The organism is Phaeobacter sp. G2, assembly GCA_025163595.1.
Taxonomy (GTDB): Bacteria; Pseudomonadota; Alphaproteobacteria; order Rhodobacterales; family Rhodobacteraceae; genus Pseudophaeobacter.
Window position 1 is genome coordinate 3,256,845 of record CP104100.1, and the last position, 21,153, is coordinate 3,277,997.

Consider the following 21,153-nt stretch of genomic DNA (forward strand, 5'->3'; position numbering starts at 1 on the left):
TGGCTTTGTCCTATCCTAGCCGCCGCGCGGAGGAGAGATCAAACTGCCAGCCTAACCGTTTGCATCTTTCAGCCACGCGCCGCCATGAAGGCCTTGAGCCGGGAAAGGCCCTCTTTGATATCCGCCGTGCCGCGTGCATAGGAAAACCGCAGCGTGGTGGCGCCGCGCACCGGATCAAAATCCAGACCCGGCGTCACAGCCACACCCGCCTTTTCAAGGATTTCAGCGGCAAAGCTGCGGCTGTCTGTGGTCAAGTCAGACACATCGGCATAGACATAAAAGGCACCATCCGGTGGCGCGATCTTGTCAAAGCCAGCTGCAGGCAGCCCCTCCAGCATCAGCTGGCGATTGCGGGCATAAACCGCAAGGTTTTCGCGCATCTCATCCTGGCAATCCAGCGCCGCAAGGGCTGCGACCTGGCTGGCATGTGGGGCGCAGATAAACATATTCTGCGCCAGACGTTCGATCACCCGCACTTGATCTTCGGGCACCACCATCCAGCCAACCCGCCAGCCGGTCATGGAAAAGAACTTGGAAAAGGAATTAATCACATAGCAATCATCCGTCAGCTCCAGCGCTGTGACCGCCTTGGCCTCATATTCCAGGCCGTGGTAGATCTCATCCGAAATAAAAGACGCGTCCTGCGCCCGCGCCGCGTCGATGAGGCTGCCCATTGCCCCGCGATCAAGCATCGTGCCCGTGGGATTGCCCGGCGACGCCACCATCAGCCCGTCCAGGTTCAGCCCCTCAAGATCAGCGGCCACCGGCTGCAGCCGGTTTCCCGGCGCGGTCTCGATATCAACAGGGGTCAGCCCCAGCGCCGACAGGATCTGACGATAGGAGGGATAGCCCGGCGCGCCAATGCCAACCCGGTCGCCGCTGTCGAACAGGGCGGTAAAGCCCAGTAGAAAAGCGCCGGACGACCCTGGCGTAACCACCACCCGGTCCGGGTTCAGATCAACATTATACCATTCGCCATACAGCCGTGCGATGCGGCGTCGCAGGGCAGGCAAACCCAGCGCCACGGTATAGCCCAAACTATTGTCCTCCAGCGCATCCGCCAGAGCCCGCCGCGCCGCCATCGGCGCCCCGGTCGAGGGCTGCCCCACCTCCATATGGATAATGTGGCGCCCCTGCTCTTCAGCCTGGCGGGCTGCCTCCATCACATCCATCACAATGAAGGGATCGACGTTTGATCTGCTTGAGTTTCGCATGATGATCTCCCATGGTGCGCGCATGACTTTTGACCGTTTCTCTCGGCTGGCGTCAATCCCGGCCGTGGTGTTTTGCCTGCTCGTCTATACCGCCACCTGTGTCCAGGCGGCGACGATCACGCTATTGCGGGATGCGGATATCGAACAGGGCCTGACCAGGCTGGCCGCCCCTGTGCTGCGCGCCGCTGGTCTGAACGCAAAACGCCTGCGCATTCTGGTGGTGAATGACTCCCAGTTTAATGCCTTTGTTTTGGACAGCCGTGCAATTTTTATCAACTACGGCCTGATCCTAAAGGTCTCCAGCCCTGAAATGCTGCAGGCGGTGATTGCCCATGAGGCGGCCCATATTACCAATGGGCACATCGCCCGAAGAATGCAAAACCTGCAATCCGCCGGCACCGCTGCCGGGCTGGGTCTGGCCCTTGCCGCCCTGGCCGCTGCTGCAGGCGCCGGTGAGGCCGCAGGCGGCATCGCCATAGGCACGCAGACCTCTGCCTTGCGGGGGTTTCTGTCCCATACCCGCGCCGAAGAATCCTCAGCGGATCGGGCCGCCGCACGCTACCTCAAGGCGGCTGGCATTGATCCACAGGGGCTGGTGGACCTGCACAAGATTTTTGCCGGCCAGGAAGTGCTCAGCGCCGCGCACCAGGATCCCTACATGCGCTCGCACCCCTTAAGCCGGGACCGGATCCGCGCCGCCGAGGCCTTTGTGACCTCCCATGGCCGCGTGAGCGCCCCTGACCCTCAGGACGAGTATTGGTTTGCCCGCATACGCGGCAAGCTCTCTGCCTTCAAACGCGCCCCCAAATGGAGCCTGCGCCGTGCCAAGGAAGAGCCGCACAGGGATATTCGCCTGATGCGTGAGGCCATTGCCTACCATCGGCGCAGGGACCTACAAAAGGCACTGCGCGGCATTAATGGGGCCCTCTCTATCCGCCCCAATGATGCCTTCTACCATGAACTCAAAGGTCAAATTCTGTTTGAAAACCGCCGCTGGAACGCGGCCAAAAACAGCTTTGCCCGTGCGGTGCAACTTGCCGCTTCTGAACCCCTGGTTCTGGCCAACTATGGGCGGGCGCAACTGGCGGCTGGTGCGGCAACTGCGGCCTTAAAAACAATGGAGAGGTCCCGCAGTCTGGATTTTCGCAATGCACTGTTGTTGCGGGATATGTCACAGGCCTATGCCAAGACCGGACAAAACGGTATGGCAGCTTTGGTGACTGCCGAACGCTACGCTCTTGCCGGGCGTTTTGAAGATGCAGGCCTTCACGCAAAACGTGCAGTGGCGCTGCTGCCACGTGGCTCTGCCACCTGGCGCCGCGCGCAGGATGTTGTGCTGGCCTATGAACAAAGTCAAAAAAGGAAACGACGATGAAACCTCTTTCGCGCATGGCCACTGGGGTCGCAACTGCTGCGGCGCTCGCTTTGGGTAGCCTTCCGGCGCAGGCCTTTGAACTGGGTGCAATGACCGCAGAGGAACGCGCTGCCTTTGGGGCCGAAGTGCGGGCCTATCTGATGGAACACCCTGAGGTGATCCTGGAGGCTGTCAATCTGCTGGAACAGCAACAGGCAGCAGACGAGGCCAACCGGGATGTAGCCATGGTCGCTGCCAATTTGGAAGAGCTGCACAACGATGGCTATTCCTGGGTCGGTGGCAACCCTGAGGGCGATATTACCCTGGTTGAATTTATGGACTACCGCTGTGGCTACTGCCGCAAAGCAGCACCAGAAGTTGCCAAGCTCCTTCAGGCTGACGGAAATATCCGGCTCATCGTCAAAGAATTCCCCATTCTGGGAGAGGCCTCGGTCTTTGCCTCCCGGTTTGCGGTTGCCACAAAACAGGTGGCCGGGGATGAGGCCTATGAACAGGTCCATGACGCGCTGATTGAAATAAGCAGCGAATTGAATGAAGTCACCCTGCGCCGCTTGGCCGAAGGGCTGTCGCTCGACGCGGATGCCATTTTGGCCGCGATGGATTCCGATGCCGTCACCGATGAGCTGCGCCGCACCCGCGATCTGGCACAGAACCTGGCCATTTCCGGCACGCCAACCTTTGTGCTCGGCAACCAACTGCTGCGGGGATATCTGCCTGCGGATCAGATGAAAATCCTTGTGGATGAACAGCGCGAAGAAAACAGCTGACCTAACCAGACAAACAAAACAAACAAGGGCGCCTGAACTGGCGCCCTTTTGCATGTGGAGACAGGCCCGCCTGGGCCAACTGGGAGCGGGATCAGTCCCCCGCGGCCTCCAGCGCCTCTTTGGCGGCGATCTCAGAAGCCTTTTTCTCCACCTCTTCGACGATGTGATCCACCATGGCTTCGTTGCTCATCTTGTGGCTGGCCTTGCCTGCCAGATAGACCATACCAGAGCCGGCACCGCCGCCGGTAAAGCCGACATCGGTCATCAATGCCTCACCTGGTCCGTTGACCACGCAGCCGATGATCGACAGGCTGAGCGGCGTGTGGATATGGGCAAGCCGCTGTTCCAGCGCCTCGACGGTTTTGATCACGTCAAACCCCTGCCGTGCGCAGGAGGGGCAGGAGATAATATTGACGCCGCGATGACGCAGCCCAAGGGATTTGAGGATCTCAAAACCCACTTTCACCTCTTCGACCGGATCCGCCGAGAGGCTGACGCGCAGGGTGTCGCCAATGCCCATCCACAACAACTGGCCCAGCCCGATGGCTGATTTGATGGTACCGGACACAAAGCCGCCGGCCTCGGTCACCCCAATATGGATTGGTGCGTCGGTGGCATCGGCCAATTGCTGATAGGCGGTGGCGGTCATAAAGACATCGGACGCCTTGAGGGAGATCTTGAAATTGTGGAAATCATGATCCTCAAGGATCTTGATGTGGTCCAGACCACTTTCAACCATGGCGGCGGGACAGGGCTCACCATATTTTTCCAGCAGGTGTTTTTCCAATGAGCCAGCGTTGACGCCAATACGGATGGCACAGTCATGGTCGCGCGCCGCCTTGATCACCTCGGCCACCCGTTTTTCGTCGCCAATATTGCCGGGATTGATCCGCAGGCAGGCCGCGCCCGCCTCGGCGGCCTCGATGCCACGTTTGTAGTGAAAATGGATATCCGCAACAATGGGAACCGGGCTTTCGGCGACAATCTCTTTCAAGGCTTTGGAGGAGGCTTCATCCGGCACCGAGACCCGTACCAGATCCGCCCCAGCCTCGGCTGCGGCCTGAACCTGGGCAATGGTGGCCGCAATATCCGTGGTCAGCGTATTGGTCATGGTCTGCACCGCGATGGGAGCATCCCCGCCAATGGGGACCTTACCGACATGGATCTGACGGCTTTTGCGGCGCTCAATATTGCGCCAGGGGCGAATGTGATTCATCGACATGCAGGCTGATCCCGGTTGACCCTCGTTGGGGTTTAACTAAGGGCTCTGCACTGGCGCTGCAATGGGTGGGAGCCTACCGCACCCACAACAGACGGGTTTTCTTTTGCCGGGAAGATGTCAACTCAGGGCAGATCGGCGGTGGCCGCCAATATAGCAAGGTTTTATGGTCTCTATTCAGAGGCAGGCTGGGTTTGCAGGGCCGCAACCATAGTTGCAAGGGCGCTGTTTTTCCCGTCGCTCAAATCGGCAACCTCAAAGCGGTCCAAGACGCCATCCACCGATAGATCGACATTTTTGCTTACCTGACCACGGTTGCCAACCGGACCAAAATGATCACCATTGACAGCAAAATAGATTGCGCCGCTTTCGCCGGTGCGCAGCTTAGGCGCCTCTTCTGTCAGCGGAACCGAGAAACTGTCGCCTGCATTCATGATGGCTTCAAAGATAACAGAGCCATCCGCAGCAGTGACCTGCACCCAAGAGGGACGCACGGCCACCATTTCGACGCCAGGCGATACCGGTTCAACAACCTGTGGAACTGCCAGTCCAGCTGGTTCTGACGACGACAGGCTTGCCTCAGCCAGTGTGAAGCTGGGCAATTCCGGCACGGCAAAATTGCCAAGGCTACCAGGGTTCAGCGTCGCAATAGGCGCGTCGCGCGCTACCAGAACCGGCACATCCAGCGCCTGTGGGCGATACAGACGGTCCAGCGCGGCCGCCGCGATATCTGTTTCATCCACGGAAACGGACGACGCATCGGAACTGCGCCGCGCGCCCTGAAGCGGGTCAACATCGGCCAAAACCAGTGGCGTTTGCTCAACCGGCGCAAATTGCACCTGCTGCACTTCTTTCAGGATGCTCAAACCGCCGTATCCAATCCCGGCGATCAATCCCACCAGCACCATCAGCGAACCAATGGCACGTGGTTCAATCTGGGCAAAAACACCACTCGCTGCGGGGGCAAAAGGCGTCGTTGGCGATGTGAAGGCACCGTTTCCCAACCCACCACTCGTGGTAATCGGAGCGGCAACCACCTTGCGCGAAGAGGCCTCGGAAGACATGCCATGGGCAACGGCAAAACCGCTTTCGCGGCAGAAGGTATCAAAGGCGACTTCGGGATCCATATTGAGATACCGCGCATAAGACCGCACATAGCCCGCGATGAAACCGGGGGTATCAAAAACGGAAGGATCTGAATTTTCAATTGCGGCTATATAGGACGCCTTGATGCGGAGCTCGCGCTGAACGTCCAGAAGGGATTTCCCCATGGTCGCCCGTTCGCCACGCATCATATCACCGAGGCGCAACTCATAGTCATCAAAACTCTTCGGAGCTGAGATTTGCTCATGCTCCTTCGACTTGCGCAAAGTGAGGCGCCTAATCATGCCCGCTGTCCCATCATAGCCTGCCGCATTCGACATCTTCGGCGCTAAACGAATCACCCCGCGATTCGTTCGCACCTTTTCATTAATGGAAATATAACACACTCAAGTGTTTTGAACACAAATCTGTGCTCTAGCCCGCCAATTCGGCACGATTTAGCGCACAATGCGACCAAAGACTGTCCATCGCCTGTACTAGGTGGTCGACTTCGGAAGGTCCATGGACGGGTGACGGGGTAAACCGCAGCCGTTCAGTACCCCGTGGCACGGTGGGAAAATTGATCGGCTGCACGTAAAGGCCGAACTCGGAGAGCAGCATATCGCTGAGCTTTTTGGTGTGAACAGGATCGCCGACAATCACCGGAACGATATGGCTGCCGTGATCAATAATTGGCAGTCCCAGACCTTTCAGGCGCAGTTTCAGAACCTTGGCCAGTTCCTGGTGTTTCTCACGCAGTTCTGGGTGCTCTTTCAGATAGGCCACAGAGGCCGCCGCCCCAGCTGCAACCGCAGGGGACAAGGATGTGGTGAAGATAAAGCCGGGCGCATAGGAGCGAATCGCGTCGCACATTTTTGCTGAGGCCGCAATATATCCGCCCATGACGCCAAAGGCCTTGGCCAGAGTTCCGTTAATAATGTCGATGCGATGGACCAAATTGTCCCGCTCGGCAACGCCACCACCGCGGGGGCCGTACAAACCCACGGCATGGACCTCGTCGATATAGGTCAGGGCGCCAAATTCATCCGCCAGATCGCAGATCTCTTCAATTGGGCCAAAATCACCATCCATCGAATACACAGATTCAAAGGCGATCAGTTTGGGCGCTGCAGGATCGTCCGCTTCCAGAAGCTCCCGCAGGTGCGCAACGTCATTGTGGCGGAACACCCGCTTGTCGCCGCCATTCCGGCGCACCCCTTCGATCATCGAGGCATGGTTCAACGCGTCAGAATAAATGATCAGGCCCGGAAACAATTTTGGCAGCGTCGAAAGCGTCGCATCATTGGCGATATAGGCAGAGGTGAACAGCAGCGCCGCCTCTTTGTCGTGCAGATCCGCAAGTTCGGCCTCCAGACGTTTATGATAAACCGTGGTGCCGGAAATATTGCGGGTGCCGCCAGACCCCGCGCCGGTGGCATCGATGGCCTCATGCATGGCCTGCAACACAACCGGGTTCTGCCCCATTCCGAGATAGTCGTTGCCGCACCAAACCGTGATGTCCTGGCTGCCGCCGTCAGGGCGCGTCCAGACCGCGTGGGGAAACTGGCCATTCTTACGTTCAATGTCGATAAAGGTGCGGTAGCGCCCCTCTTCGTGCAGACGATCAATGGCGGCATCAAGTTTCGCGGAATAGTCCACCGGCTTCTCCATAGCTATCTAAGGCGCCGATCGTTAAGCAGCGCGGGCTGTGTATATGTCACGCAGTTTGCAGGTCGCTGACCCATTCGCATTCGTGAATGAGTAACAAATGCGCACTCTTATATCAACCGGATACGCACCGCAGCCCTGCACTACTTTGATACAGGTCAAATAGACCTATAACCAAAGATCGACAAGAAGCCCCGCGCCCCCTTTACCGCCATTTGCGCCACAAGGGCTGCGACAAATGGTAGGCTTGCTGCCTATTGGAAACCCAATCCCCGCTGCTGCTCCCCATGATCCGGGGCATTTCCGCTGGAAAGCTGCCCTGAAATTTGGCGCAATCCATGGCAAAACCTGGGGATTCGCGCCCCCTTTATCAGGTCTGCGATGGCTGAAAATAGCGCCGCCCCCTTTCTGACAGAATCCTCTCCCGTTTATCCCCCGCGCAGATCTGGCCCCCCGCCTGGGAGGCTGCTAGGGTCCGGTCAATCGAAACTTTGACACCCTATTTGCCGGAGACCCGAATGTCGCTCAACGACGTGCTTGACCGAATTGATACAGACCTGGACGCCGCGACCCAGCGGCTGCTGGAGCTTTTGCGAATCCAGTCCATTTCCACTGATCCCGCCTATAAGGCAGAATGTGACAAGGCAGCCGACTGGTTGGTTTCGGACCTGAACAGCATTGGCATCAAAGCCGAAAAACGCCCCACCCCCGGCCACCCCATGGTGGTGGGCCATATCGGTGAGGACAATACAGATGCCCCACATGTGCTGTTTTACGGCCACTATGATGTGCAGCCCGTTGACCCGCTGAACCTGTGGAAAACAGCGCCCTTTGAGCCCCAGCTGGAAGAGACCGAAAACGGCACGGTGATCCGGGGCCGCGGCGCTTCGGATGACAAAGGCCAGCTGATGACCTTTGTCGAAGCTTGCCGTGCCTGGAAAGCCATTCATGGCACCCTGCCCTGCCGCATCACCTTCTTCTTTGAAGGCGAGGAAGAGAGCGGCTCTCCTTCGCTGATCCCCTTCATGCAAGAGCACGCGGCAGAGCTGAAAGCGGACCTAGCGCTGATCTGCGACACCTCGATGGTTTCCCGCGGGGTGCCATCAATTTCGTCGCAGCTGCGCGGTATGCTGAAGGATGAATTCACTCTGGTCGGCCCGCGGATTGATCTGCATTCCGGCCATTACGGCGGTCCAGGCCTCAACCCGCTGCGGGAAATGTCGCGTATCATTGCGTCCTTCTACAACGAGGAAACCGGCGCCGTTGCAGTTGATGGCTTTTATGAAGGTGTCGAAAAGGTTCCCGCCGAACTGCTGCGCCAATGGGAAGCATCGGGGTTTGAGGCCAAAGACTACCTCGACAATGCGGGCTACACCCAGGCCCATGGCGAAAAGGACTATTCCATCCTTGAACAGCAATGGGCGCGCCCAACGCTGGAAATCAACGGCATCTGGGGCGGCTACAATGGCGCCGGCTCCAAAACCGTGATCCCCTCCGAGGCCCATTGCAAGATCACCTGCCGTCTGGTGGGGGACATGGATCCGGATGCCCTGCGCACCAAGCTGCGCAATCACGTCGAGGCCCAGCTGAAACCCGATTGCAAGGTCATCTGGGATAATGACATGGAAGGCTCGCGCGCCTCGGTGATGGATATCACCCGCCCTGAATTTGAAGCCGCGCGTGGTGCGCTCAGTGACGAATGGAACCGCGAAGCCGTGTTCTGCGGCATGGGTGGATCCATCCCGATTGCTGGATTTTTCAAATCCATTTTGGGTATGGAATCAATGCTGGTGGGATACGCAAATGAAGATGACGCGATCCATTCCCCAAATGAGAAATACGACCTCAAGAGCTTCCACAAAGGCACCCGTTCCTGGGCCCGCATCCTGGACGCCTTGACCAAGTAATCAATGACGCGCAGGGGCTGGTGGCCAAACCGGCCCCTGCAAACAGGTGATCCGACACGAATTTGTCAGCTTGCCCTCGCAGAAACCAAATTCACGCGCGATATACGCTCTCCCTCTCCCGCCAGATCAACCTGCTTAAGACAAGTTTAGCCAGTTCTTGCGAGACTGCGCTGAACAGCACAGATCGATGCGAATGGAGAAACAGGTAATGCCACATAGCAAATACAAACGTCCCGCCGGCTTTGAAGGCATCCAGAGCGATCCAGAAGAAAGCTACCGCGCGGGCTATCAACATGGGGTGCGCGTATTGCTACGCCACCTGGAAAGCGAACAGAAACTGGATATGGATCGACTGACCAAATGGGTCAATTCCGATCTAACCGCCTGGCGCCATGACACTGAGGCAGAGCCCACTCCTCCCACCCCCTAAGAGGCGCGGGAATTTGCCGACCCCTACATCAATAGATCGCCATACTGCAGCCCCTTCGGGGGCTGTTTTCCGTTTCGCAGGCGCGTATCCTTGGGCAGACCAGATCGCGCCCACGCAACAGGAACGGCCGATCTAGACATTCATAAGTTCAACACGTGATGAATGAGAAAAGTGGCGCGGTTGACGGGGCTCGAACCCGCGACCCCCGGCGTGACAGGCCGGTACTCTAACCAGCTGAGCTACAACCGCGCATCTATACCTTTTCAGGCACCCCAAGAGGGGCAAAGTGAAGAAGTGGCGCGGTTGACGGGGCTCGAACCCGCGACCCCCGGCGTGACAGGCCGGTACTCTAACCAGCTGAGCTACAACCGCGCATTTTCTTCATAGTGGCCTTAACCACCACCCTCATCCGAGGAGGCCCCATCCGGAGCGGGATTTGATATGTCCAAATCAGACAGGCAGCAGTGGCGCGGTTGACGGGGCTCGAACCCGCGACCCCCGGCGTGACAGGCCGGTACTCTAACCAGCTGAGCTACAACCGCGTGCTGCCCATCCAGCATCGCTGCTGAATGTTGGGCTGTAATATTCCCAGCGCTCGGGGATCGTCAAGCGGTGTTTTGGTATTTTCGCTGCTTTGGTCGAAAAAAATGCCAAAAACAATGTAACTATTTGATTTTCATCATTTCAAATAGGGCGCCCCGGCCGAAAAGGCATCCACCAAATCCGGCGCCCACCTGTGGCAGCCCTGCCCTGCCAGCGTCGCGCGCATTTCACAGCCTACCTGCAGCAGCAAAGCGGCCAAGGATGTGCAGCCCTCTGGGAGAAACACAAAAGGAAGGGCCAAAGCCCCCCACGATGCAAGGTTTGACGTTAACCTTGTGCCGCAACAGCGACTCACTGCCCGCCTGGAGAGCGACAACATACGGCCCCGCTATTTACCACAAGACACCGCCCCGAAGGGTGGGGATATTTTGTTCATTTCTTGGGGGGGGGGGTATGGTGGGTGATGAGAGGCTCGAACTCCCGACATCTTCGGTGTAAACGAAGCGCTCTACCAACTGAGCTAATCACCCGATAAGCGGGGATTTAGACAAAGACCGAGGCAGGCGCAAGAGGGGAAAAGGCATTTTTTGCAAAAAAGTCAGATTACTGCAAAAGCTGTTCACGCCCCTCCTCCAGAACATAGATACAGCCCTGCTGGTTTGACAGTTTTGCCATCTCCTGGCGCGACAGCCCTAGAACAATTCCGCGCATCACCTGGCCCAGCAATCCATGGGCAACCACAACCGACGGCTCGGTCAATACCTGCATGAAAGACAGGATGCGGGCATGGAAGTTGCCATAGCCTTCGCCATTGGGGGCGGCGCAGAATAGATCCAGATGAGAGGGGTTTGCCGCCCAGATTTCAGGGAGCTGCGCCTCCACCTCTGGCAAGGTCATGCCCTGCAGATCGCCGGCATGGGCCTCAGCCAGGCGCGGGTCGATGATGCACTCAGCCCCGCCCAGGGCAATCTCCGCCGTTTCCCGCGCCCGCCCCAATGGCGATACGTAGCAGGTCGGCTCCTGTGCCAATATGGGCCGCATCAGCTCCGCCTGCTGGCGCGCATGGGACCGCCCCAGGGGGCTCAGCTGTGATTCCAGCTGCCCCTGAATACGTTTCTCGGCGTTCCACTCGGTTTGCCCGTGACGCAAAAACCAGATTTTGGGAAAGGACGTCATGTGACCTCAAATCCTGTTATTAATACCTTGGTGAAAACCCCGTCATATTTAGCGCTGCACCGCCTGGAAGGAAAGCCCCGGAGAACTATCCCCCGCCCCAAGAAAACTGCCTCTCGACAAGGCGAGAAAACTGCGGCCTTTTAGACAGGATCAAAGACCTGCTCTTTACCAGAAACAGAAAACGCAGCTGCCCATGACCCACACGCTCTATTCCTTTCGCAGATGCCCCTACGCCATGCGGGCGCGCCTCGCCCTGGCCTCGGCTGCACAGCCTGTTGAACTGCGCGAAATTGTGCTGCGCGACAAGCCTGCCGCTTTTCTGGCGGCCTCGCCCAGCGCCACTGTGCCCTGTTTGCAGACCGCTGAGCAGGTGATTGATGAAAGTCTCGACATTATGGTCTGGGCACTGCGCCGCAACGATCCAGAACAGTGGCTGGCAATGCCCGAGACTGGCTGGGGCTGGATTGCCAAAGCCGATGGCCCCTTCAAACAGGCCCTAGACCGAACCAAATATGCCAGCCGCTACCCGGATGAGGACGCAACCGAACAGCGCCAAAAAGCCGCCGGGTTCCTCTCAGATCTTGACCAGACGATTGACCGTTGGATCTTTACCGAGGCCTCCCTCGCGGATTACGCCATTTTGCCCTTCGTGCGACAGTTCGCATTCATCGACAAGCCCTGGTTCGATCAACAGCCCTGGCCCCACCTTCAGGCCTGGCTGGACCGCTTTATCAGCAGCAGCAGGTTTGAGGCGATCATGCATAAGTACCCCAAATGGCAAGACGGCGACGCGGCGACGCTGTTTCCCTAGGCACCGACCAAGCGGCAACGGGGGCTGGGAAGGGTCAGACCGCGGTCTGGCCCCCGCGCGGGCACAGCCAAGCCCGCAGATAGACCACCAGCCTGGCCTCCATGCTTTGATCCTCATGCAGGGCACAGAAATACAACGCCATCGCCTGCGTAACAAAGCCCTGCATGCCCTCAGCCTGTAATTCGGCGGAAATATCCTGGCGGAACTGCCCTTCTTCGAACCAACGGGTTGTGAGCTCAAGGTATCGGCCAAAGGTGGTGGCGATTGTGCCAATCTCTGCCACGGCGGCGGCGCCGGACAATCGCAAAATCACATCAAAAACATAGCGCTCCTGCGTCATGTAGCGCAGCAACGGTTGCTGCAACGCAACCAGCTCCTCAACGGTTCTGGGCGCAGGCGCCTTGGCCAGCTGATCCAGATGCTGATCGATGCCAGTCCCGATCAACAGGTCCATCAACGCGTCCTTATCTTTGAAATGCGCAAAGAACGTGCCCTTGGCAACACCTGCGCCTTGAACAACCTCTTCTGTGCGCAGGGCACCATAGCCGTTTTCCGCCACCAAAGCCGTTGCAACAGCGACAAGCCGGGCCCGCGTCTCCAGAGTTCTCTTTTGCATCTGTCTCACCATGCTCTCCTGCTGCCACGTTCGGTTGGAATGGTCAAATTTCAAACCCAAACCTTACAAAAAATTGACCGCAGTCATTTTTTAATTGACCGCAGTCAGTTTTTACACCAATAAATGACCGTAGTCAATTATTAGCCAGTTTGGAGCCCCGAATGACCCGAATCTTTATCTTGAACGGCCACCCCGCCGAGACGTCTCTCAACAAAGCGATGAGCCTTTCCTATGCACGCACCGCAGAGGCACATGGCCATGAAGTACGCATCCTGCACCTGCATGATCTGGATTTTGATATCGACCATGGCTATGCGGGCTATACTGAGGTCAAACCACTTGAGCCGGATTTAAATAGCTTTTTCAACAACCTGGAATGGTGCGAGCACTTTGTGATGACCACCCCTATGTGGTGGGGAGGATTGCCGGGAAAACTGAAAGGCTTGTTTGATCGCGCCTTATTGCCGGGCAAGGCCTTTGACACCCGCAACACCAAGATGGGCATGCCGGCCCCGATGCTAAAGGGACGCAGTGGTCGCGTCATTGTCACGGCAGACACCCCCAAGTTTCTCATGTGGCTGCTTTACAGCAACGCCATGCTGCGCCAAACCGAGCGCCAAATTCTTGGGTTTATCGGTCTAAAACCGGTCAAAAGCAGTTTTTTTGCAGCTGCATCCCACCCAAAGCCCACAACTGTAAAACGCTGGCTTACGCAGATCGGAAAACTGGCCGCAAAGGCCACGTAAGGTGGACAACGGATTGGGGCCGGATCTTGCCACATCACGGCGTAGCGATCCTCCGGCCCCCTCTGCCTACTGCGCGGCCTTCAAGCGAAAACGCTGGATCTTGCCAGTTTCGGTCTTTGGTAACTCCTTGGCAAAAACCACCGAGCGGGGATATTTGAACGGCGCGATACTGCCCTTCACGTGATCCTGCAACAGCTTCACCAGGGCTTCTGATGGCATATGCCCTGCGGAGAGGACCACATGGGCCTCGACGATAGAGCCGCGCGCCTCGTTTGGCGCCGCAATCACCGCGCATTCCGCCACCGCCTCATGGGACAGCAGCGCGGCCTCCACCTCCGGGCCCGCAATATTGTAGCCAGCCGAGACGATCATATCATCATTGCGGGCGGCAAAATGCAGATAGCCCGCCTCATCCATCCTGAAACTGTCCCCCGTCACATTCCAGCCATCCTGCACATAGGCGGCCTGGCGATCATCCGCCAGATAGCGACAGCCGGTCGGGCCTTTGACAGCCAGCCGTCCAATCTCTCCGTGCGGGGCCTCAGTGCCGTCGCTGTTGAGGATGCGCACCTGATAGCCGTTTACAGGCTTGCCTGTACAGGCGGGGCGGTGGTCGGAAAACCGGTTGGTGATAAAGATATGCAGCATCTCGGTGGCACCGATCCCGTCCAGCATCGGCTTGCCGGTCTGGGCGATCCAGGCCTCATAGACCGGCGAAGGCAGGGTCTCGCCTGCGGAAACCGCCGCCCGCAGCGAAGACAGATCCGCCCCCTCCTCCATCGCCTGCAACATCACCCGGTAGGCCGTCGGCGCGGTAAAACAAACCGTTGCGCGGTATTTCTCGATGATCTCGATCAGATTGGGGGGGGACGCATTCTCCAACAAGGTTGCAGCGGCGCCAAACCGCAGCGGAAAAATCGCCAAGCCCCCCAGCCCAAAGGTAAAGGCCAAAGGTGGCGAACCCACAAAGACATCATCTGGCTGCACATCCAACACTTCGCGGGCATAGCCATCGGCAATGATCAACAGATCCCGGTGAAAATGCATCGTCGCCTTGGGAGAGCCGGTGGTTCCCGAGGTAAAGCCCAAAAGCGCCACATCATCGCGCCCGGTCTGCACCGCCTCATAGCTCACCGGCTTTTCCAGCGCCAAACGGTCCAGCTCGGCGTCATGGTTAGAGGTGCCATCAAAGCCAACAACCGATTTCAGATGCTCCGAGGTTTTGGCACAGGTCACCAGCTCATCCATTAGCCGGGTATCACAAAGCGCATGAGTGATTTCAGCCTTGTCGACGATCTGCCCCAGCTCTCCGGCGCGCAGCATCGGCATGGTATTGACCACCACCGCCCCAGCCTTGGTGGCAGCCAGCCAACAGGCGACCATGGCAGGGTTGTTGGCAGAGCGGATCAACACACGATTTCCCGGCTTTACGCCCAGATCCTCGCTCAGCACATGGGCCAGCCGATTGGTCCAATCCGCCAGCTCCTTATAGGTGCGCCGTCTGCCATTGCCGATCAGCGCAATGTGATCGCCAAATCCTTTGGCCACCATGGCATCTGTCAGCTCAACCCCGACATTCAGCCGCTCAGGATAGTCAAATCCCGCCAGCATGAACTCCGGCCATTGCTCCTCTGGCGGTAGGTTATCGCGGGTGAATGTATCGCTATGTGCCGAAACTCCCAACATTTTACGCCCCTCCTTGATAGGCACCAAGGGTCTGCCGGGCAATCACCACCCGTTGCACATCCGAGGCCCCCTCATAGATGCGCAAAGCCCGGATATCGCGGTACAGCTCCTCGACTTTCTGACCATGGCGCACACCATCGCCACCGTGCAACTGCACCGCCTTGTCGATGACCTGTTGCGCCTGATCCGTGGAAAACAGCTTGGCCATGGCGGCCTCGCGGGTGACACGCGCCGCGCCGCTGTCCTTGGCCCAGGCAGCGCGGTACACCAGCAACGCCGCTGCATCCACGTCCAGCGCCATATCGGCGATATGTCCCTGCACCATCTGCAAATCAAACAGCGGCGCCCCTTGCACCTGCCGGGTTGAAACCCGCTCCAGCGCCTCATCCAACGCCCGCCGAGCAAAGCCAAGCGCCGCCGCCGCTACCGTCGAACGGAACACATCCAACACCGACATGGCAATTTTGAAACCACCCCCCGCCTGGCCCAACAGGGCCGACTTGGGGATGCGACAGTTGGTAAACCGCAGGGTGGCCAGGGGGTGCGGCGCAATCACCTGCTGTCGCTCCACCACCTCAAAGCCCGGCAGACCTGCAGGCACGATAAAGGCAGAAAGCCCCTTGGCCCCCGGCGCCTCACCACTGCGGGCAAACACCGTGTAAACATCGGCAATGCCGCCATTGGAGATCCAGGTCTTTTCCCCGTTCAGCAGATAGTCGTCGCCATCCAGTGTCGCGGTCATGGTGGAATTGGCCACATCCGATCCCGACTGCGGCTCGGTCAAGGCAAAGGCGGAAATCGCCTGACCGCTGCGGGTCAACGGCAACCATTCCGCCTGCTGGGCCTCAGAGCCAAACAGCGAAATCGCCCCAGTGCCAAGCCCCTGCATCGCAAAGGCAAAATCAGCCAACCCGTCATGGCGCGCCAGGGTTTCCCGGATCAGGCAGAGGCTGCGCACATCCAAGCTCTCCCCCGCCATCGCACCACTGTGCTGCGCCCATCCGGCCTCCCCTAAGGCAGCAACCAGGTTGCGACAGGCCGTGTCCACATCCGCGTGATCAATGTCACCCAGATTCTGTCCAGCCCAAAGGTCCAACTCATGCGCCAGCTCCCGGTGCCGATCCTCAAAGAACGGCCAGCTCAAAAACGTCCGGTCTGCCATCTGTCACCCCTTCTCTTCATCTTACCTAAAATACCTCCGCCGGAGGCATCCAACCGCCGCACCACGTGCTGCGGCTTGCGGATTAATCGCCTTCAAAAACCGGTTTTTCCTTGTTTACAAAGGCATGATAGGCGCGCTCAAAATCTGCGGTCTGCATGCAGATCGCCTGGGCCTGCGCCTCGGCCTCGATCGCCTGCTCAATTGACATGGACCATTCTTGCGCCAGCATTGTCTTGGTCATCATGTTGCCAAAATTCGGCCCTCCCGCGATGCGCGCCGCCAGTGCATGCGCCTCTGCGTCCAGATCAGCGGCGGCAACCAGCTTGTTATGAAACCCCCAGGCTGCTCCCTCTTCTGCGCTCATCGAGCGGCCCGTATAAAGCAGCTCTGCGGCGCGTCCCTGGCCGATGATCCGGGGCAGAATTGCACAGGCGCCCATGTCACAGCCCGCCAGTCCAACGCGGGTAAACAAAAAGGCCGTCTTGGCCTCCGGCGTGGCAATCCGCAGGTCCGAGGCCATGGCAATAATCGCCCCTGCGCCCACACAGATGCCGTCAATCGCTGCAATAACTGGCTTGCCGCAATTGACGATCGCCTTGACCAGATCTCCGGTCATCCGGGTAAAGGCGAGCAGCTCTTTCATGCTCATCTTGGTCAACGGGCCGATGATATCATGTACATCGCCACCGGAGCTGAAATTGCCGCCATTAGAGGCAAAAACCACCGCCTTGACCTCATCATTATAGTGCAGATCGCGAAACCAGTCGCGCAGCTCTGCATAGCTGTCAAAGGTCAGCGGGTTTTTGCGCTCCGGCCGGTCCAAAGAAACGGTGGCAATACCGTCTTCGATCTTGCAGAGAAAATGTTTGGTATCGACCTGGGTCATGGCGCAGTATCCTTGTTGTCCAAGCGCCGGGCCACTGCATCCAGCGCCTCGGCCATAGTCTGGGCCGCCTCAGGAGCGACACCGGTAAAAATCTGATCAATCCAGCTCTCATGGGCACTGGCCTGACGGGCAAACTCCGCGTCACCGGCTGAGGTCAACCGCACCCGGCTGGCCCGGCGATCTCCGGGAACTTTTTCGCGCAGCACATGGCCATCCTCGACCAGGCGTTCCACGATGCCCGTGACATTGCCATTGGAGACCTTCAGCACGCTGGACAGCTCGCTCATCTTGAGCCCCTGCTGGTGCTGGGACAGCGCCGCCATCACATCAAAGCGCGGCAGCGTTGTGGTAAACTCCTGCCGCAGGTTCTCGCGCAAAGCGCTCTCCACGCTGCGTGTCGCCTTGAGCAGCCGCAGCCACAGCCGCAACCGATCCTTTGAAATATCCGTCTCGCTCAAATTTCACCTCCAGAAATGGGCAATGCTGTGCCATTCACCGACCCTGCCCCGTCGCCTGCCAGCCAAAGCGCGGCCGCTGCCACCTCTCCTGGTTGGATAAAGCGATCCTGTGGGTTGCCGCGACGCAGCGATTTAGCCGCCTGCTCTCGCGACATGCCGGTCTTTGCCACAATAAGGTCCAGCGAAGTTTCCAACAACGGCGTCTCGATAAACCCCGGGCACAGGGCATTCACCGTCACCCCGGTTTTTGCCAGCTCAAGGGCCAGCGACCGGGTCAGGCCAAGCACACCGTGTTTTGCCGCGCAATAGCCCGACACATAGGGATATCCCTTGAGCCCGGCAGTGGAGGCCACAGCAATCAAACGCCCCCAGCCTGCCGCCTTCATCCCCGGCAGGCAAGCCTGCCAAAGATTGAAAACCCCCAGCAAATTGACCCCCAAAGCATCGGTGAAGTCCTCCACCGCCATCTGCTCAAATGCCTTGGAGGGCGCTGCCCCTGCATTGGCCAGAGCAATCGCCACCGCACCGTTTTCAACGCTGGCCTGCGCTATCGCCTGATCAAGGCTCTCCCGCAGGGTCACATCACACGCCAGCGGCAAAGCACCTGTTTCTGTTGCAACCTGCTGCAGCGCCTCCAAACGACGGCCAAGAATGGTCACCTTGGCCCCCTGCGCCGCAAACTGCCGGGCAAGCTCGGCACCGACACCAGACCCTCCGCCAGTGATGACAACATGTTTGCCGTGAACGCTCATGCCCGGATCACCTCAGCTTCGCGATCCGCAAGCCGCCAGGCCTGATCGCGCCCCGCCTCATAGGGCAAGGGCCAACGGCCAGAACGGTCACCGATCTTGCTGGCCTCATGGAGCGTCCAATACGGGTCCGCCAGATGCGGGCGGCCAACGCAAACCAGATCGGCGCGTCCGGCCATCAGGATCGAATTGGCGTGATCCGCCTCGTAGATGTTGCCCACCGCCATGGTCGCGAGGCCTGCCTCGTTGCGAATGCGGTCAGAAAAGGGCGTCTGGAACATGCGGCCATAAACCGGCTGGGCATCAATCGACGTCTGCCCTGCGGACACATCAATGATATCAACACCCGCCTCTGCAAAGGCACGGGCGATTTCCACTGCCTCGTCGGGCGTCACCCCGTCCTGCCCCAACCAATCGGTTGCAGAGATCCGCACCGACATTGGCTTATCCGCTGGCCAGACCGCCCGCATGGCCTTAAAGACTTCAAGCGGATAACGCATCCGGTTGTCCAGAGACCCACCGTAAGAATCCGTCCGAATGTTCGATTTTGGCGAAATGAACGAAGAAATCAGATAGCCGTGAGCCGCATGCAGTTCGATCATATCAAACCCACAGCGCGCCGCCATTTGCGCTGCGGCCACAAACTCCGCCTTGACCTGGTCCATTTCCGCCAGACTGATCTCACGCGGGGTGGCGTTATCCGGCGACCAGGGTAAGGGCGAGGCCGAGACCAAATCCCAGTTCCCATCCGTCAGCGGTGCATCCATGGTTTCCCAACCAACCTGGGTTGACCCCTTGCGCCCCGAATGGCCGATTTGGCAACAGATCTTTGCATCGGTTTCCTGGTGGACAAAATCCACCAGCCGCGTCCAGGCCGCCTCATGCTCTGGTGCATATAGCCCGGGACAGCCCGGCGTGATCCGTCCCTGGGGACTGACGCAGGTCATTTCGGTATAAACCAGCCCTGCACCGCCTTTGGCCCGTTCCCCATAGTGGATCAGATGCCAGTCAGTTGGGCAGCCGTCCACTGCCTTATACTGTGCCATCGGCGACACCACGATACGGTTTTGCAACCGCATATCCCGCAATTGATAGGGCGCAAACATTGGTGCCCGCACAGGCGCATCGCTTGGCGCGCCCGCATTTTCCTGGAACCATTTCTCTGCCGAGCTGAGCCACTTGGGATCCCGCAGGCGCAGATTTTCATGGGAAATTCGCTGACTACGGGTGAGCAAAGAATAGTTGAACTGTACCGGGTCCATGCCCAGATAGCGTTCGACATCCTCAAACCATTCTAATGAGTTGCGCGCTGCTGATTGCAGCCGCAGCACATCCAGACGCCGCTCTTCCTGATAACGTTCAAAAGCGCGTTCCAGACTGTCTTCGCTGGTGATCAGCTCTGCCAGGGCAATGGCACTGTCAAAGGCCAGCCGTGAGCCGGAACCGATTGAAAAATGCGCAGTCGCCGAGGCATCCCCCAAAAGCACCACGTTTTCATGGTGCCATTTATCACAGAGCACCCTGGGAAAGTTGATCCACACCGCCGAGCCCCGCAGGTGATCAGCGTTGGACATCAGGGCGTGACCGCCAAGGTGATCTGCAAAGATCTCTTCGCAGGTGCGAATGATCTCCTCCTTGGACATGTCTTCAAATCCCCAGCGCTCCCAGGTCTCGCCAGAGCACTCGACAATCACCGTCGCGGTCTCATCGTCGAACTGATAGGCGTGGATCCAAACCCAGCCATGTTTGGTTTTTTCAAATACAAAGGTAAAAGCATCATCAAACTTCTGATGGGTGCCCAGCCAGATAAACTTGCAAGGGCGCACATCAATATTGGGTTTGAAGTGATCGGCAAATTCACTGCGCACTGCCGAGTTCAGACCATCGCAGCCAACCACCACATCATAGTCTTGCTGATAGGCAGATGCAGGTTTGGCCCGGGCTTCGAAGCGCAGGTCGACGCCAAGCTCCCGTGCTCGCTCCTGCAGGATCAAAAGCATCTTTTTGCGGCCAATTCCCGCAAAACCATGCCCTTGGGAGACAGTCCTCACGCCCTCCTGCACCACTGCGATATCATCCCAATAGGCGAAACTATCTTTGATCGCCTGCGCGGTTTGGGGGTCATTGCGGCTTAGGTTATCCAGGGCGTCATCAGACAGAACCACTCCCCAACCAAAGGTATCGTCCGCCTTGTTTTGCTCAAAAACAGTAACCTGGGCCTCAGGTTGCCGCAGCTTTAGCGAGATTGCAAAATAGAGCCCCGCAGGCCCCCCTCCCAAACAAGCAATTTTCATGACCGTTCTTCCCTGAAACCAGAATATGAGATCAGGATAGGCCAGCTCAAAAAACTTTCAAGCTTAAAGTTTTATACTTGAAGTTTTATTCAGACACTTTTTACGATCTGCTGCCAAAATATGCAGACACCTCAGCGATCAAACCAAACAACATCTCGGTAATTTGAATGTGTGTGGGGGAAACCAAAACTCAGCATATTAACAAATAGTTAAGATCTATTTATGATGTGGATAACCCTGTGAACATCCAGGGATGTAAAGCGCCCAACGCAGGTTATTCTTAACAGTTGGTCCGCCCTAAAACCCGTATCAGCCACGCCTCCGGGACGCCAAATTCCCAATATCAGGCCTGCAGTCATTGCC

At 58.1% G+C, this 21,153-nt stretch carries 18 protein-coding genes and 4 tRNA genes; 6 read left to right on the top strand and 16 right to left on the bottom strand.

What is annotated here, in order from left to right; translation table 11 throughout:
• Positions 1–68: 68 nt before the first annotated feature.
• Complete coding sequence (locus N1037_15515; GenBank protein UWS78668.1) at positions 69–1,214, bottom strand: aminotransferase class I/II-fold pyridoxal phosphate-dependent enzyme; 1,146 nt, start codon at positions 1,212–1,214, stop codon at positions 69–71.
• Between N1037_15515 and N1037_15520 the strand changes: the two genes are divergently transcribed.
• Both N1037_15520 and N1037_15525 read left to right on the top strand, forming a co-directional pair.
• Positions 1,213–2,589, top strand: coding sequence for a M48 family metalloprotease (locus tag N1037_15520; GenBank protein UWS78669.1), 1,377 nt, complete (start codon positions 1,213–1,215; stop codon positions 2,587–2,589). The genes N1037_15515 and N1037_15520 overlap by 2 nt on opposite strands.
• A complete protein-coding gene (locus tag N1037_15525; protein ID UWS78670.1) occupies positions 2,586–3,356 on the top strand; it encodes a DsbA family protein in 771 nt (256 codons plus the stop codon). The genes N1037_15520 and N1037_15525 overlap by 4 nt, the downstream gene beginning before the upstream one ends.
• A gap of 91 nt (positions 3,357–3,447) precedes the next feature.
• Here the strand turns inward: N1037_15525 and ispG are convergent, their stop codons facing one another.
• From ispG to hemA, 3 genes are all read right to left on the bottom strand, one after another.
• Positions 3,448–4,578 (bottom strand): flavodoxin-dependent (E)-4-hydroxy-3-methylbut-2-enyl-diphosphate synthase, encoded by a 1,131-nt coding sequence (ispG, locus tag N1037_15530; GenBank protein ID UWS78671.1) that lies wholly within the window; start codon positions 4,576–4,578, stop codon positions 3,448–3,450.
• 170 nt (positions 4,579–4,748) lie between these two features.
• Positions 4,749–5,963 carry a DUF4115 domain-containing protein gene (locus N1037_15535; protein UWS78672.1) on the bottom strand — a complete coding sequence of 405 codons (1,215 nt, stop codon included), beginning with the start codon at positions 5,961–5,963 and terminating at the stop codon, positions 4,749–4,751.
• Between the two features lie 130 nt (positions 5,964–6,093).
• Positions 6,094–7,329: a 5-aminolevulinate synthase gene (hemA, locus tag N1037_15540; protein UWS78673.1), complete on the bottom strand. Its 1,236-nt coding sequence runs from the start codon at positions 7,327–7,329 to the stop codon at positions 6,094–6,096.
• A gap of 515 nt (positions 7,330–7,844) precedes the next feature.
• Here hemA and N1037_15545 point away from each other — a divergent pair.
• Entirely contained in the window at positions 7,845–9,233 is a 1,389-nt protein-coding gene (locus tag N1037_15545) for a M20/M25/M40 family metallo-hydrolase (protein UWS78674.1), read from the top strand.
• Positions 9,234–9,441: 208 nt separating this feature from the next.
• Positions 9,442–9,663, top strand: a complete 222-nt coding sequence (locus N1037_15550) for a hypothetical protein (GenBank protein UWS78675.1) — start codon at positions 9,442–9,444, stop codon at positions 9,661–9,663.
• Positions 9,664–9,835: 172 nt separating this feature from the next.
• On the opposite strand, the gene N1037_15555 is transcribed toward N1037_15550, so the two are convergent.
• From N1037_15555 to N1037_15575, 5 genes are all read right to left on the bottom strand, one after another.
• Positions 9,836–9,912: transfer RNA gene (locus N1037_15555), tRNA-Asp, on the bottom strand.
• Positions 9,913–9,958: 46 nt separating this feature from the next.
• A tRNA-Asp gene (locus N1037_15560) sits at positions 9,959–10,035 on the bottom strand.
• 93 nt (positions 10,036–10,128) lie between these two features.
• Positions 10,129–10,205, bottom strand: a tRNA-Asp gene (locus tag N1037_15565).
• 455 nt (positions 10,206–10,660) lie between these two features.
• A tRNA-Val gene (locus N1037_15570) sits at positions 10,661–10,736 on the bottom strand.
• Between the two features lie 73 nt (positions 10,737–10,809).
• On the bottom strand, positions 10,810–11,382 hold the full coding sequence (locus N1037_15575; protein ID UWS78676.1) for a histidine phosphatase family protein: 573 nt from the start codon (positions 11,380–11,382) through the stop codon (positions 10,810–10,812).
• Between the two features lie 193 nt (positions 11,383–11,575).
• Here N1037_15575 and N1037_15580 point away from each other — a divergent pair, with 193 nt between their 5' ends.
• Positions 11,576–12,193 carry a glutathione S-transferase gene (locus N1037_15580; GenBank protein UWS78677.1) on the top strand — a complete coding sequence of 206 codons (618 nt, stop codon included), beginning with the start codon at positions 11,576–11,578 and terminating at the stop codon, positions 12,191–12,193.
• Between the two features lie 34 nt (positions 12,194–12,227).
• Here the strand turns inward: N1037_15580 and N1037_15585 are convergent, their stop codons facing one another.
• Positions 12,228–12,809 carry a TetR/AcrR family transcriptional regulator gene (locus N1037_15585; protein UWS78678.1) on the bottom strand — a complete coding sequence of 194 codons (582 nt, stop codon included), beginning with the start codon at positions 12,807–12,809 and terminating at the stop codon, positions 12,228–12,230.
• A gap of 161 nt (positions 12,810–12,970) precedes the next feature.
• On the opposite strand from N1037_15585, the gene N1037_15590 reads away from it, so the two are divergent.
• Entirely contained in the window at positions 12,971–13,555 is a 585-nt protein-coding gene (locus N1037_15590) for an NAD(P)H-dependent oxidoreductase (protein UWS78679.1), read from the top strand.
• Between the two features lie 66 nt (positions 13,556–13,621).
• Here N1037_15590 and N1037_15595 read toward each other — a convergent pair whose 3' ends face one another.
• From N1037_15595 to N1037_15620, 6 genes are all read right to left on the bottom strand, one after another.
• Positions 13,622–15,241 carry an AMP-binding protein gene (locus N1037_15595; protein ID UWS78680.1) on the bottom strand — a complete coding sequence of 540 codons (1,620 nt, stop codon included), beginning with the start codon at positions 15,239–15,241 and terminating at the stop codon, positions 13,622–13,624.
• Position 15,242: 1 nt separating this feature from the next.
• A complete protein-coding gene (locus tag N1037_15600; GenBank protein UWS78681.1) occupies positions 15,243–16,403 on the bottom strand; it encodes an acyl-CoA dehydrogenase family protein in 1,161 nt (386 codons plus the stop codon).
• 82 nt (positions 16,404–16,485) lie between these two features.
• Positions 16,486–17,289: an enoyl-CoA hydratase family protein gene (locus N1037_15605; GenBank protein ID UWS78682.1), complete on the bottom strand. Its 804-nt coding sequence runs from the start codon at positions 17,287–17,289 to the stop codon at positions 16,486–16,488.
• Positions 17,286–17,747, bottom strand: coding sequence for a MarR family transcriptional regulator (locus N1037_15610; GenBank protein UWS78683.1), 462 nt, complete (start codon positions 17,745–17,747; stop codon positions 17,286–17,288). The genes N1037_15605 and N1037_15610 overlap by 4 nt, the downstream gene beginning before the upstream one ends.
• Positions 17,744–18,499, bottom strand: a complete 756-nt coding sequence (locus tag N1037_15615; protein UWS78684.1) for an SDR family oxidoreductase — start codon at positions 18,497–18,499, stop codon at positions 17,744–17,746. The genes N1037_15610 and N1037_15615 overlap by 4 nt, the downstream gene beginning before the upstream one ends.
• Positions 18,496–20,790, bottom strand: a complete 2,295-nt coding sequence (locus N1037_15620) for a bifunctional salicylyl-CoA 5-hydroxylase/oxidoreductase (protein UWS78685.1) — start codon at positions 20,788–20,790, stop codon at positions 18,496–18,498. The genes N1037_15615 and N1037_15620 overlap by 4 nt, the downstream gene beginning before the upstream one ends.
• Positions 20,791–21,153 lie beyond the last annotated feature (363 nt).